12 protein-coding genes are annotated in these 14716 nt (G+C 39.0%); 6 read left to right on the top strand and 6 right to left on the bottom strand.

Going from position 1 to position 14716, the window contains the following annotated elements; all coding sequences use genetic code 11:
- The first annotated feature begins 308 nt into the window (after positions 1 to 308).
- From A9970_RS06860 to A9970_RS06845, 4 genes are all read left to right on the top strand, one after another.
- Complete coding sequence (locus A9970_RS06860; protein ID WP_182981754.1) at positions 309 to 1589, top strand: hypothetical protein; 1281 nt, start codon at positions 309 to 311, stop codon at positions 1587 to 1589.
- Positions 1590 to 1654: 65 nt separating this feature from the next.
- Positions 1655 to 2659: a YihY/virulence factor BrkB family protein gene (locus tag A9970_RS06855; RefSeq protein ID WP_182331898.1), complete on the top strand. Its 1005-nt coding sequence runs from the start codon at positions 1655 to 1657 to the stop codon at positions 2657 to 2659.
- Positions 2660 to 2726: 67 nt separating this feature from the next.
- Positions 2727 to 3266 (top strand): helix-turn-helix domain-containing protein, encoded by a 540-nt coding sequence (locus tag A9970_RS06850; RefSeq protein ID WP_182981753.1) that lies wholly within the window; start codon positions 2727 to 2729, stop codon positions 3264 to 3266.
- A gap of 106 nt (positions 3267 to 3372) precedes the next feature.
- Positions 3373 to 4596 carry a retropepsin-like aspartic protease gene (locus tag A9970_RS06845; protein ID WP_182981752.1) on the top strand — a complete coding sequence of 408 codons (1224 nt, stop codon included), beginning with the start codon at positions 3373 to 3375 and terminating at the stop codon, positions 4594 to 4596.
- Positions 4597 to 4661: 65 nt separating this feature from the next.
- Here A9970_RS06845 and A9970_RS06840 read toward each other — a convergent pair whose 3' ends face one another.
- Both A9970_RS06840 and A9970_RS06835 read right to left on the bottom strand, forming a co-directional pair.
- Entirely contained in the window at positions 4662 to 5819 is a 1158-nt protein-coding gene (locus A9970_RS06840) for a Gfo/Idh/MocA family protein (protein WP_182981751.1), read from the bottom strand.
- A gap of 34 nt (positions 5820 to 5853) precedes the next feature.
- Positions 5854 to 6906 (bottom strand): sugar phosphate isomerase/epimerase, encoded by a 1053-nt coding sequence (locus A9970_RS06835; protein ID WP_182981750.1) that lies wholly within the window; start codon positions 6904 to 6906, stop codon positions 5854 to 5856.
- Between the two features lie 331 nt (positions 6907 to 7237).
- On the opposite strand from A9970_RS06835, the gene A9970_RS06830 reads away from it, so the two are divergent.
- Both A9970_RS06830 and A9970_RS06825 read left to right on the top strand, forming a co-directional pair.
- Positions 7238 to 8926 carry a GMC oxidoreductase gene (locus A9970_RS06830; protein WP_182981749.1) on the top strand — a complete coding sequence of 563 codons (1689 nt, stop codon included), beginning with the start codon at positions 7238 to 7240 and terminating at the stop codon, positions 8924 to 8926.
- A gap of 20 nt (positions 8927 to 8946) precedes the next feature.
- On the top strand, positions 8947 to 9516 hold the full coding sequence (locus A9970_RS06825; protein WP_182981748.1) for a gluconate 2-dehydrogenase subunit 3 family protein: 570 nt from the start codon (positions 8947 to 8949) through the stop codon (positions 9514 to 9516).
- Positions 9517 to 9545: 29 nt separating this feature from the next.
- On the opposite strand, the gene A9970_RS06820 is transcribed toward A9970_RS06825, so the two are convergent.
- From A9970_RS06820 to A9970_RS06805, 4 genes are all read right to left on the bottom strand, one after another.
- Positions 9546 to 10085, bottom strand: a complete 540-nt coding sequence (locus A9970_RS06820) for a hypothetical protein (RefSeq protein ID WP_182981747.1) — start codon at positions 10083 to 10085, stop codon at positions 9546 to 9548.
- A 142-nt stretch (positions 10086 to 10227) separates the two neighbouring features.
- The gene (locus A9970_RS06815) at positions 10228 to 10938 is read right to left on the bottom strand and encodes a LytTR family DNA-binding domain-containing protein (RefSeq protein WP_220801532.1); all 711 of its coding nucleotides are present in this window, start codon (positions 10936 to 10938) and stop codon (positions 10228 to 10230) included.
- Complete coding sequence (locus tag A9970_RS06810; RefSeq protein ID WP_182981746.1) at positions 10931 to 12106, bottom strand: sensor histidine kinase; 1176 nt, start codon at positions 12104 to 12106, stop codon at positions 10931 to 10933. Before A9970_RS06810 ends, A9970_RS06815 begins: the two co-directional genes overlap by 8 nt.
- A 63-nt stretch (positions 12107 to 12169) precedes the next feature.
- Positions 12170 to 14572 (bottom strand): outer membrane beta-barrel protein, encoded by a 2403-nt coding sequence (locus A9970_RS06805; RefSeq protein ID WP_182981745.1) that lies wholly within the window; start codon positions 14570 to 14572, stop codon positions 12170 to 12172.
- Positions 14573 to 14716: the final 144 nt, after the last annotated feature.

The following is a 14716-nucleotide window of genomic DNA, read 5'->3' as shown; positions in this document are numbered from 1 at the left end:
TCCCCAATTCCCTGATTTCAGGGATGAAAAGATCTCCAGGCATTTGATACTTTTGCTATCATTGATTTAAAATAGAAGGTATCAAGTGCATTGCTGAAAACCAGTATTTGATGCTATTTCAAGAGATAGCATCGTTTCAGTGTTCGATTCATTGATGTATTTTAAATAGAATATGTTTCAGAACAAAATTTCAAATCTAGGTTTTTCTTAGAGCGCCCAATATTGCGAAATCTATTTTTTTTAGCTTGAGCGATCTGTCAGACGAGCCTTTACGAGATAAACAACCAAAAATTACTGATTCAATTGATATGATTAAAAAAATAATACTTTGGACGATAGCTGTCCTCGTACTTTTGGCGATTGTCGCCTGGGGCGGATATATACTGCGACAGCAAGAATCCTACAAATCATTGGTTCATAAAAAAAGTAAGGCTTTGTTGACCGTATCTTTGGATGATATCCTTTTGAATCAGTTTTTTAATAAATGGCAGTCAGCGCCGAAAGAGGGGCAAGATTTTGGTAAAAAACTACGTAAACTCAAAGACAATGGAATTGATATCAAAGCGAATGTATTTCTTTTTGCTTTGGAGCCCCACCCCAAAAACTTTTATGCTTTTTTTCAGCTAAAGGATAAACAGCAGTTTTTGAACTTTCTAAAAGATGTGATACAGGTTGGTGCGGTGGAAAGTAATTTAGCCCCTGATGTGAGCTATGCCTATCATCAACCGAGCAAAATCGCATTTATCTGGAAAGGGGATGATCTGCTGCTAAGTCTAGGCTTTGATCTTGATACAAAGAAGGACGAAATGCTGCAGCTAATTCAATCAAAAGAAGACCGGGTTACCATTGAGCAATTTATTAGCCGTCCAAGTACATTGACAGGTAAATCACTGCGTTATAGCGATATTTCAACAGATAATTTTATTGAACTTGATTTGAAAGGAGACCATGTCGATGTATCTGGCGAATTTTTCTCAACAGATTGGAACTTTCCGAAGGAATATCTTGTTAGAGAACTCGTTTCCGCAAAATACATTGGTAAAGCTTGGATCAATATCCCCAATAGTCAACTTAAAAATCAGCTAAAACAACTATTTAGCGAACTTCCTATAGCCGCTGATTCTATTATGGCACATTTGGATGGAAATTACGTCGATATTGAAATTTTGAAAAATAAGGTCATTCAAACAGATACCATTGTTAATTATGCGGTTGACGAAAATTTCGAAACGATCGAAGAGAAAACACCCTACGAAACGAAAGTTCCCGAAGTAAGATTAGCCATGCGCGGAGATAGCGACATGCGCAGGTTCCTACCCAGTAAATTATTTTATCAATGGTTTCAAAAGCAAGATAATGGATTTAGTCTGTTGTCCACGTCAAAGGATATTGATAAACTTAATGTGGCTTACAATAAGACAGCTGAGCTATCCCATGTGGCAGTTCATTTGGCGGATTGGCCAAATGAAGCTAAAATATCACCGATTCTATTATTGAAAACTATCGCTTCAGATATTACGATGAGTCTGAAAGTTGTAGACCACAATCGCTTGGTTCTCCAGGGAACTATAGCGGACTACTCACATTAAAACACACTAATTACAAACTTTCTTCGCTTCTCAATGGTTTGTTCTTGAGTACAAAGTACAAGAACATGGATAAACGAACTAAAAGTAAAAGTATGGTGAAAACCTATTGGCGAATTTTAAAGAGTACGGTCTCGGGATTTTTGAATGAGGATTCGATGAAGTATAGTGCTTCATTATCCTATTATACTGTTTTCTCTATTGGCCCAATATTGGTTTTAATGATTGCCTTAGCCGGAATTTTTTATGGTGAGGATGCGATTGAAGGGAAAGTATTCTTGGAACTCCGTGGATTGGTGGGAAGCAGTGCTGCAAAACAGATTCAGGAAGTTATTCAGAATTTGCAACTTTCGGGAAAGTCAAACCTGGCATTGCTTGTCAGTGGTATTACATTGATTTTAGGAGCAACGACTGTTTTTGGGGATATACAGAATTCGATCAATAAGATTTGGCATGTAAGGGCGAAGCCGAAAAAAGGCTGGTTAAAATTGATTCAGGATAGATTATTGTCTTCATCTTTGGTGATTGGATTGGGGTTCTTGTTAGTTGTTACATTGATTGTAAATGGTGTAATATTAGCATTGACAGATCAGCTACAGCATTATTTCCCGGACATAACGGTGATGTTAATGGATGGGATTAACTTTGCATTGTCCTTCGGAATTATATTCTTGTTATTTAGTGTCATATTTAAAGCGCTTCCGGATGTCAATATACATTGGCGGACAGTAAGGGCGGGGGCCTTATTTACTTCAATTTTATTTGTATTGGGACGTTATTTAATTGGAGTCTATCTGGAGCATTCTGCAACCCAAGATACCTATGGAGCGGCAGGTTCATTTGTACTGATCTTACTTTGGGTCTACTACACAGCAGCCATTTTATATTTTGGTGCAATCTACACGAGGGAGTATGCTACTGTAATGGGAATCCCTATTGAACCCTCACAATATGCCGTGCATGTTGAAACGCAGGAAATTGAGCGTAATGTAACCGAAATACCTCCCGCCCCGTTAACACAAGAGGAACAGACAATTACCGAGCAGGACGCTAAGATTCCCAATAAACCATAAACCTTAGATTTACTGAATTCTTACCACCAAATTCTGTAAATTTGATGGTAAGATCGATCTATTGTTTATGAACAAATTACAATCATTACGTGAGAAACTCAATTTAACCCAAGAGGAACTAGCGCATAAATCAAGTATTTCAGTTAGAACAATTCAGCGGATTGAAGCGGGGCAGTCGCCAAAGGGCTACACCCTTCGTGCACTTGCTCAAGCGTTGAATGTGGACGAATCGGAGTTTTCTGCATATGATATGCCTCTTGAATCCGAAAATCTCACATGGATCAAGATTATCAACCTTTCTTCCTTACCCTTTTCTATATTGCCTCCATTAAATGTTTTGGTGCCCATTGCAATCATGCTGTTCAAAAAACAGCATTCGTATAAGGTCCGTCAGTTAATCTCCATTCAGATCGTATCTACCTTAATCGCGGTGTTACTGATGCTTGTTATTTTTATACTCAACGATTGGCTAGGTGTTAAAAGCAATGTGAAATTGCTTATTCCGCTATGTTGGATCCTTATGAATATAATCGTTATACTGCGAAATGCGATCGGATTAAATAAAGGTGATGATTCACGGATTTTGCCCGATATTAGTATTTTATAGCGACTATTATACAATTGTCGGGTAGCTGTCGGGACATTGTCGGGTAGCAAAAGGATGTTCATCTTTTAGTATTTTTTTTCTTTGATCTTGAAAAAAAAGCAAAATTATGAAAACACGCTATCAAAAAAGGAAAAGCCATATGGCCTTGGCTACCTTTGTTATTTTTCTTTCTCTTTTTACGATGACAAACGTCTTTCCACAAGATAAGATTCCTTTGATCAAAGCTTCATCTGAGAGAGCTGGTATTAAAGACGGCGCCTATTGCCATGTCGACTGGAAATTAGATCCTAAAGCAAACCCTGATGTCTATTTCGTGAATATTCCAACGAAAGAAAGCACAGTCGTTTTTAAAACAGATCAGGAGGAATTAACTGTTATGATTAAACCTGGAGCGATGTATGATTTCATAGTACTATTGAATGGCACGGATTCTTGTCACATTCGTATAAATGCTCAACTACCACCTGATCTACCTGTATTGGATCGAAACGAGGCGTTTCCTATGCGAATACCTTTTCGTCTTATTGGTTCACGGATTTTCCTGAATGGAACAATTAACAAGAAAAATGTTGCGATACAGTTTGATTTAGGAGCAGGGACAGGTGTTGTCAATAGAAATAACTCAAAGCAGCTAGATTTATCATTTTCATCGTTTACGACAGTTGCGAATACTGACGGGGTCAATAGCGAGCGGACAAGCCTAGGCAATCAATTGCGTATTGGGCCGATGGTTTGGAAAAATGTGTCAATGACAGAAGTCGGAAATATGAAGTCCTTTGAAGATCTTATTATTGGTAACAGTTTCTTTCGAAATCACATTATTGAAATCGATTATGACAAAATGGAATTGGTAATTCATCGCGATCTCCCCGGCAAAGCAAAGAAATATACAAAGCTTCCGGTATTCTATGAGCAAAATCGACCCAAGTTTAAAGCTGCTTTTAGACATAACCAACGACACTATGATTTTTGGTTCCTTTTTGATACAGGCCGTGATGGTACGATGCTGTTAGGGGAAGATTTTACGGGTATAGGTCATAATTGGACCGATCTAGAGCCGCTTACCATGATCAGTAACCGTAAGATTATCCGTTTGGATGCTTCAATAGCTGGTGTTGAATTTAAAGACATTGTGACGAATGCCGCTGATCCGGCCAAGCTTAATGGCAGACCAAGCTTGTTCGGAAATCAGATTCTGAACCATTTTAATGTTATTTTGGATAATCAGGAAGGATTTCTTTATCTGAAACCAAATGGTAGGATCAAGGAACCTTATTCAAACTATGAGGGATATTTGAAACAGATGTCTCAGTCAATGCAGAAAAATTAAAGTGAGCAGCCAATGTCGTTTGTTCAGGGAGCAAATGACATTGGCTACTTGTGGTAACTATATATCTAACGAATGAAATTGGTCCATTTTTGTGCTGATTTTCCCGAGGCAATCACAGTTTCTAGGAACTTCATGCCACGCAGACCATCAGCTACAGTAGGAAAATCAGTATCTTCTTCTCGCGGATCTATACCTTGCATAGATGCCAATAGTGTGGCTGCAAAATTTCTATAAATATTGGCAAATGCTTCTATATATCCTTCGGGGTGACCGGCCGGTAGACGGATGTTGTGTTTGGCGATTGGTGAAAGGTACTGTTGACCTGCACGAAATAGCTGGGTCGGCGCATCGAGCTGTTTAAAGATGAGTGTATTTGCATCCTGTTGGTTCCATTCCAATCCTCCAAGTTCACCATATACTCTAATTTTTAACGCATTTTCTTCTCCTGCAGCAACTTGGGATGCCGATAGCACACCCGTGGCTCCATTTTCAAATCCAAGTAATATGTTGCCGTCATCTTCAAGTTTTCTTCCGGTCACAAATGTTTGAAGGTCGGCACACATTTTAGTGATTTTTAAACCTGAAATATATTCTGCGAGGTGGGCAGCATGTGTTCCAATATCGCCCATACAACCACTTTTTCCACTCTTTTCGGGATCTGTACGCCAAAAGGCCAGAGAAAGACCATTTTCGATCATCTTACTGAGCCAACCCTGCGGATACTCGACCATAATCTTTCTAATCGAACCTAATTGGCCCTCTTTGACAAGATGACGAGCTTGTTTTACCATCGGATAGGCAGAGTAGGTGTATGTAACACAGAGTATTAATCCTGTTTCAGCTACTTTTTGTTGGAGCAATTCGGCCTGTTCTGTTGTCAGAGTCATCGGCTTTTCAAGCACGACATGGAAGCCATGTTCCAGAGCCATCATTGCTGGTTCAAAATGAGCAAAATTTGGCGTGACTATGCTGACAAAGTTCATGCGGTCATCCGCCGAACGTTTACTTTCCTCGACAATCATTTCCTGGTAACTTCCATAGCTCCTTTCCTTCGGAAGCCCTAAAAGCGCGGCGGATTCTTTTGCGACAAGGGGATCAGCGCTCAGTGCTCCGCAACATAATTCAATCTGACCGTCAATTCCAGCAGCCATACGATGTACCGCCCCTATGAATGCATTTTTTCCACCGCCGACCATGCCCATTTTTAGTTTTGTATTGCGCATAAAGTTGATTTTTTAATGACGATATCTTTTGTAATTACAAACCCAATAGTTTACGGTTAAGGCTATCATTGGTTTCGACGGCAGCAAAATTATCGAATGCCTTATCAGTAACACGGATAATATAGTCTTTAATATGCAGCGCGCCTTCCCGTGCACCATCTTCAGCATTTTTGAATGCACATTCCCATTCCAGTACTGCCCAGCCTTGATAATCATATTGTGTGAGTTTGGTAAATATGGCTTTGAAATCCACTTGTCCATCACCAATTGATCTGAAACGACCGGCTCTTGACTGCCAGCTTTGGAAGCCACCATAGACGCCCTGACGACCAGAAGGATTGAACTCAGCATCTTTAACATGAAACATTTTAATTCGCTCATGGTAAATGTCGATGAATTGAAGGTAGTCAAGACATTGAAGGACAAAATGGGAGGGATCATAGAGAATGTTTGCCCGCTTGTGGTAATTTACATTTTCGAGAAATAAGTCAAAAGTAGCACCGTCATGGAGATCTTCTCCGGGGTGTAATTCATAACATAGGTCGACATCGTACAAGTCACATTCATCGAGAATTGGTAACCATAATTTTGCAAGTTCAGCAAAACCTGTTTCGATCAGATTAGCTGGTCTTTGTGGCCAAGGGTATATAAATGGCCATAGAAAGGCTCCACTAAAGGTTGCTAGCGCTTTAAGTCCGAGGTTATGGGAAGCTTGTACGGCATATTTTAATTGCCGGATCGCCCACTGTTGTCGTGCTTGAGGATTACCATGTAAATGCTGTGGCGCAAAGGCATCAAATAGATCATCGAAACTTGGATTTACAGCCACTAATTGCCCTTGGAGATGGGTTGAAAGTTCGGTGATCTCCAATCCAAAAGATTGTACTTTAGCTTTTAGATCAAGTGCATAGCTTTTATCGAGCGCTGCTTTTTCTAGATCGATAAAACGGGCATCTAAGGTTGGTAGTTGTATTCCCTTATAGCCAAGCTCTGCAGCCCACTGGCAGATTGAGTCCAAGGAGTTAAATGGAGCTTCATCGCCGATAAACTGTGCGAGAAAGATAGCAGGACCTTTAATTGTTGTCATATGTATTGTGTTTTGAAAAAGACTATGTTATGTACAAAACAGATCAATATTCCAATTCGTTTGAAGAAATGGCTCAGTCTGTCGTTTATACTATTATAATTTGGTTATTCAAGCTACCTGCTTGTTTAATACAATATTACAAAAATTTGCAACCGGTTGCAATAAAATCAAAAAAAAACCTTAAACTTGTTTAGACGATCTATTCTTACGCTTTCGAAAATATAAGAATGGATCGTCTAAACAAGGTAAAACTGTCAGGCATCTTTGTGGCGCTTGATTTGAGAGGGAAATTTCCCTTCGAGTAATAACCAAATAAACCAATTATAAATAAATGGCAAATAATGTTTATGATGCAATTGTCATCGGGTCTGGGATCACAGGTGGCTGGGCAGCCAAGGAACTAACGGAGCGTGGACTTAAAACCATCATGTTAGAAAGAGGACGCAATATTGAGCATATCAAAGATTACCCATCACCAAACAAAGATCCTTGGGATTTTCCGCATCGGGGTCGGGTGCCCTTGGATCGTGCCCAGCACTACTTACCTTTTGGAATTAAAAATCAATGGATGAACGAAGGGAACATCGACTTTTGGACTAATGAGACAGAAAGTCCATATAAGGAAATAAAACCCTTTAATTGGTTCCGGGGCTATCACGTTGGTGGGCGCTCGCTTATGTGGGGGCGGCAAAGCTATCGGTGGTCGGATGTTGATTTTGAAGCAAATAGCAAAGACGGGCATGGGGTTGACTGGCCCGTACGTTATAAAGATATAGCACCTTGGTATAGTCACGTTGAAAAATTTGCGGGTATTTCGGGTAATAGAGACGGTATAGCGGTGCTGCCCGATGGCGAATTTATGCCACCAATGGACATGAATATTGTGGAGAAAGATCTTGCTGCGCGATTGAAATCGCATTATCAGGGAAAACGACACTTTATAATTGGCCGGGTAGCCAACATAACAGTGCCCCACCATGGCCGTGTTAATTGCCAATACCAGAACAAATGTTGGCTGGGTTGCAATTTCGGCGCTTATTTTAGCACACAGTCTGCAACATTGCCTGCAGCAGTGAAGACAGGGAAACTTACCCTACGACCATTTTCCATTGTAAAAAGCATTATTTACGATCGGGATACACAGAAAGCTAAAGGAGTAGAAATTGTTGATGCGGAGACGAATCAAACCTACGAGTATTTTGCTAAGATTGTTTTTGTATGTGCTTCGACTTTAAATTCTACCTGGGTGTTAATGAATTCAGCTACTGATGTATGGGAAGGTGGTCTTGGGAGCAGCAGTGGTGAATTGGGACATAATCTGATGGATCACATGTTAAATAGTGGGGCTGGGGGAAGAGTTGAAGGATTTGAGGATAAATATATTTTTGGACGACGCGCCAATGGATTATATGTACCCCGATTTGCTAATATTGCCGGCGATACCAAAAAGAGAGATTACATACGTGGTTTTGGCTATCAGGGCGGAGCTTCAAGGGGACAATGGTCAGGTAAGGTCGATAATAAGAGCGTAGGCGGGGCTTGGAAAGATGCTATCGCCGAGCCCGGAAGCTGGGGAGTAGGTTTTACTTCATTTGGCGAAATACTTCCATATCACGAAAATAAAGTCCTATTGGATTCATCTGTAAAAGATAAGTGGGGGCTTCCTGTATTGGCTATAGATGCAGAGATTAGGGATAATGAGCGGAAAATACGGCTTGATGCTAGCAATGAAATGAAGGAAATGTTGGAATCTATCGGTGTCAAAGACGTAACAACCTACGACAACGGGTTTAGTATGGGACAGGGAATTCATGAAATGGGAACAGCACGGATGGGCAATGATCCGAAAACCTCGGTATTAAACAAATTTAACCAAGTATGGGATGCTAAAAATGTTTTTGTGACAGACGGGGCCTTTATGACTTCTTCTTCCTGTGTGAATCCATCGCTTACCTATATGGCATTTACAGCAAGAGCAGTAGATTTTGCTGTAAATGAGTTAAAAAAAGGGAATCTTTAATATTTTATGATGCAATAGTTATGAATAGACGAGAAGCAATACAACGTGTAGCCATACTCATGGGAGGAACAGTTATTGGTGCTTCGTTATTTTTGGAAGGATGCCAAAGGTCTGCTTCGAAAAATATAAAAATGCTCTTTGATCCAAAATCAATCGATTTTTTGGGAGATCTCGCGGAGGCGATTCTTCCTAAAACTACTACCCCAGGGGCGAAAGAGGCTGGTGTAGGTTCTGAAATTCCCGTTATAGTGCGAGACTGCTATAAACTTGAAGAACAGCAGGTTTTTCTGACTGGAACAGCCGGAATTGACGAACGTACCAAGAAAGAATTCGGGCGTAATTTTCAGCAACTCGACAAAAAAGACCAAACTGCTTTTGTTGATATTTTGGACAAGGAAGCACAAGATTACGATGAAAAGAAAGCAGCTAATGAACTGCCCCATTTTTTCACACTCTTTAAACAGCTTACACTCCTTACATTCTTTAGCTCAAAATTAGGCGCCACGGAAGTGTTCCGTTATGTGAAAATCCCAGGGAAATATAACGGCGATTTCCCTTATCAAAAGGGTGATCATGCTTGGGCAACCTAGCTAATAAATTTTATATTGACCCCTTGTCTTTAATTGGCAGCGGGGTCAATTAAAGAGGTTGTCAAGCCTATGAACTTTAAAAGATTTTTGCTATCGAAAAGTAAAGTGGTAAAATGTGTTCCTGTTTTCATCGTCAGTCTGGTACCGCCCGGAAAAGAGCTTCCCGCATCAAGTTTTTCTTCTTTGACATTGTGTCGGCTGAATTTTGAGAGCGCCTCCTTGACTGTTGTTCTATTGATCGCTAGATCAAAAGGCAACCCTTCGACAACCAGAAACTTGTCATCAGGGATATCAAAAAATAGTTCATTGACGGATTTATCAGCCCCATAATTGCTATAGAGTTCCAAGCCGGATTTTGTGATCCATTTTGCATACTTTTCTTCGTTGGCATCTTCATAGAAGACTGTTTTTACGTTTAATGTAGCCGATATTTTATCTATTGTCTGCGGAAATACAAATTCACTGTTTTTATTTAACAGTGATTTTAACTCCGCTTTGTTCTGCGCGAAAGTCGTTGCAGCAAAAAGGAAAAGACCTATATTTAATGTAAATGCTTTTATCTTCATCATATCCTCGTTCTATGTTTGGCAGTTGTTTATGTCCGTTACATCAAAATTAATCAAACGAGTAAAAATATACAATAGTGCTTTATACTTGTTTTGATAGCGGGATCAACCGAAGTTTTCAGCATGCGTATCGTCTATAATCGATCTAGTTTAATCCTAAAAGCGCATATAAGAGATCTTTTTTATTGCTCGCAATGGGGATAGTTTTTCCATTTGAAAGCTGGACTATATTTCCATTTAGCGATTGTATGCTATCTGTATTGACAATGAATGCTCTATGAATTCGAAAGAAACTGGTGTTATGTAAAATTTCTTCCATCGCCTTAAGGGTAGATAGGGTTTGATGTGCACTGGTATGCGTGACAATATTCAAATAGTTTCCCTGAGCTTCAATATATAGAATATCACTAAGCATAATCTTTATAAATTTATTTTCACTTTTTATAAAAATTCGTTCTGTTTTTATTGGTTTGGTATTTAGCTTGTTAAGGGGGGATATTTGTTCTTTTACTCTATTTGCAGCTTTCAAAAAACGTTCAAATCGAATGGGTTTAATGAGGTAATCTACGGCACCTTTTTCAAATCCGTCAATGGCGAAATGTCGATGGGCAGTTATAAAAATAAAGTAAGGTTTTTGGGCCAGCGTTTCCAACAGATCTAAACCAGTTAAGCGGGGCATCTCAATATCGCTAAATACAATATCGATCGGATTTTCCTGCAGAAAAGCCATTGCCTCCAGTGGCTTACTGAAGGTCTTTTTTAATTCCAAAAAAGGTACTTGTTCGACGAAATCCGTAATAAGTTCAATGCCTAAAGGTTCATCATCGATGATGATGCAACTATATTTTTCAATCATGTTGTAATGCGATATTCAATGCAACGCTAAATTCATTGGAGCTATCTATGATGTGAAGGTCGCTTTGGTTTGGGTAAATTAATTGTAAACGCTTTTGTAAATTTTTAATACCGATACCCGTAAAGCTAGGCGTTTTCACGGTATTGAATACATCTTTGTCATTTTTTATTTTAAAGGTGACCTGATCTTTGCTGATGTGAATAGTAAGTATGACATAGGATGCTTCCTCGTTTTTCAGCCCATATTTAAATGCATTTTCGATAAGGGTGAAGGTCAATAACGGAGCAATCGTTAAAGCGTGAGCATGCGCTCGCCCCTCTATATTTAGTTCAATCTGATATGATTTTGGGTAACGCATTTTTTCCAATGAAAAGTAATTCTCTATAAAATCCAGCTCTTTAGCTAAGGAGACGTATTCTGCATCCGAATCGTATAGTGTATACCCCATAATTTCGGATAAATTTAATACGACCTCAGGCGCTGTGTCGTCTTTTTTTAGCGTCAAACGATAGAGGTTGTTAAGCGTGTTGAATAAAAAATGTGGATTGAGCTGTGCTTTTAAAAATGCCTTCTCTACGCTAATATTTTCCAATAATAATTTTGACTTCTGCTCTAGGATTCGCATTCGGTCTTTATTTATTCTTCTGATGTCGATTAATATTTTGGTAAAGAAAAAAGGTGACAATGAATAGATAACCGACAATGCATTTAATAGCACTGCTTTAAAGCTGAATACGGACCACAGGTTGGGAATGAAGTCCTTTTCCTTGCCCATTAATGGATACAAATTGGAAATATCAAAACCATATTTGTAAGCTAGCACATAAAACAAATTATTGATAAATAACCAAATAAAAATACATACTGGCGCAGTTAAGAGAGGTAATATCCATAAATTTAAGTTCCTCGCGTAAGGGATAACCAAGTAGAAAAATAGATAAAAGACAACAAGAGAAGACAATAAAACACGCGTTGACAAAAATAGTGACTGGTTTGAGGATATTCCAGTTACATAATAGTAGTTGCTGAACAGGAGCAGGGTAAATGTAAACCACATTCCAAAATGAAGTAGGATACGTACATTCGTTGTATAAAAAGTATCGAAATCCTGCTTCCTGAAAAATGTATCTGCTTTAGTGATGTATTGATTAAGTCGATATTGTTTCATAAATCCTTAGATAGTTCAGTTTTGCGGCTCATTGAGCCGCAAAGATAAAAAATAGTGGTACATTTATAACCTTCCTTTCTCCTCCACACTGCTTGATTCCATTCGTTTTGCTTTAAAGGTAGTGCCGGTTCTGAAGTTATATAGTAAAGAAATGGAGCATACACGCGATTGCTCCCTGTGCATTATCCAGATTTTAGTATTGTTAAAATAACTTGTCGCGCGATAATTATTGGTAAAAAAGATGTCGCTAATATTTGCCTTGGCAACCAATTGATCTTTGATTAGTTTTTTCTGGATCCCTAGATCAACGGAGCCGATGGCTTTAGTTACAATATTTCCAAGTAACATTTGGGGGGTGTAAAAAGCATTCAGATTTATACTATATCCTTTGCCAAAGGAAATTTCTTGTTCTGTCTGTAATAAAAAAGAAGCTTTCTTTAAATCAAAATAGGGGGAAGTTGAACGTGTATGAGTGAATAAAATCGTGTTCGTACTTGACCAGCAGGGTAGTAACGAAACGGGAGCGCTCAAGGTGGCTGTCCATACTCCTAGAGTTCCAACGTTGTCTTTAATAACTGTTAATAGTTCTTCTTCTGCCTGATTGCGTATAATTTGTGAGATCGCATTTCTGGTATGGGAATAGTTCAAAGCAGTATAATATTTTTCCTTCCACAATCCACTAATTTCGAGCGAATTTGTAAACTGCGGCTTCAGAAAGGGATTTCCCGTCTGTACGGAATAATTATCTATATAATATTTATAAGGATTTAAATCAAAATATGAGGGCCGTTTAATTCTTCTATTGTAGGTAAGTGATACATAATTGCTTCCCTGCGAGTTTAAATTCTTCTTTAAAAAAATACTTGGGAACAAATTGAAATAGTCCTGTGCGAGTTTGTCCCTTTGCTCGCTTAAAAGTTGTCCTTGAATATTGGATTTCTCGCCTCTTAATCCCAATTGATAATCTATTTGGGCCCATTTTCCCGTATAATTTGCATAGGTAGCATAAATTCGTTCTTCATAATCGAACTGGAAATCAAGGGCAGGCATTGGCATCCAGGCCTGATGAAAGACCTGGTATTGATTGGTATTCATGATATCCGTTGCGGTCGCTTTTACACCAATTGATAAATTGTTTCCAGATTTAGTTATCCAATTATACTTTGCATCGCCAGTAAAAATTTTTGCTTCGCTGGGATAATCCAATCTGAACAAAGTATCACTGCGTATGTTACCATTAGCATCGAAATCGGCACTATTGCTGATACTATTTCCGTTTCGTTGATTGTGTGTGTAATCGATAACAACGCTGAATTTCGAATGTAAACTGTCTGTTTCCACGACATAATTTAAACCCAGATTCTGGTAGTTGGATTTTGATTCGGACGGAAAGCTACCTTGCGAGTGGATGTTTTTTGCCGCATCGGGGTAGAAAATTGTCGAATGAGCCGTGGATGGTCCAAGGAAACTGCTGTATTGACCGGTGTAGGATAGTCCGAGAAATTGTTTTCCAGTGAAATCATATGTCGCACCAAGCCGTATACGGTCGTTTTTGTTGGTCTGAGTATTTTCCGTTTCTTGCTGATATAATCCCTGATTTGGAAAATCTCGTCGTTGTTTTAGTTCCTCGTATGACTTTGCACGGCTATGGGAATAACTTGCCATTAAACCAACTTTACCCATTCGATAATTCAAACCTGCATAAGGAGTGTACGTTACATATTTTCCAAGCCCAATTGCATAGTCATTGCCAATATAACCATTGAGGCCCTGTTTATCTTGCTTTTTTAGCACTATATTGATGATACCACCACTGCCTTCTGCGTCGAACTCTGCAGAGGGATGTGCGATAATTTCAATGGATTGGATATCGTTGGAACGCAAGGTTTGAAGGTAGTTCCTGAGATCATTTCCCGCGAGGTTAATACTTTTGCCATCGACAAGAATACGTGTTCCTACAACCCCATTAATGGAGATTTGACCATTGTTAACGAATACGCCGGGAGCCATTTTAAATAATTCCAAAGCCGATTTTCCAGAAGCATTGGCGGTTTGTGCTACATTCATAATGAGGCGGTCAATTTTTCGCTGTATTGTTGGTTTGCGCTTATTTACTGTTACTTCATCTAATTTGAGGTTGGATAGTAGTGATTTTGGGATAATGAATGTTAGCGGGATTTTAAGGTCGTTAATTTCAATTTTTTGCTGCGTTCTGAGTACATTTTCCACACGAATTGAAACGAGGTAAGTCTCTTTTTCGGTAAGCGTTAACTGAAAATTTCCATGTTCATCTGTTATTTTTTCAATGAGAGAATCTTTCTTTACATGTAAGGCGCGAAAGGATAATGAAGCATAGGGGATCGACGCGCCATATTGATCCGAGACTTTACCAACAATGGCGGTTTGGGCGAACAGGAAGTTGTTAAGGAGAAAGGTGATAAGACTGAAAGTAATTAATTTGATCATAAATTTTGAATAATTATTCAAAACTAGTTTCGCTGGTGGCTTATTTCAATTTTTTTGGATATAAGGGAACCTTTTAGGGATGGAACCAGTAAATTTAGGGATAAGCCATATAAAGCGACGAGGTTTATTGTTATAAAAATGAGC

It is taken from the genome of Sphingobacterium sp. UME9, assembly GCF_014170215.1.
GTDB classification, from domain to species: Bacteria; Bacteroidota; Bacteroidia; order Sphingobacteriales; family Sphingobacteriaceae; genus Sphingobacterium; species Sphingobacterium paramultivorum.
Note: the sequence above shows the minus strand (reverse complement) of the source record. Positions and strands in the feature narration are given on the sequence as shown.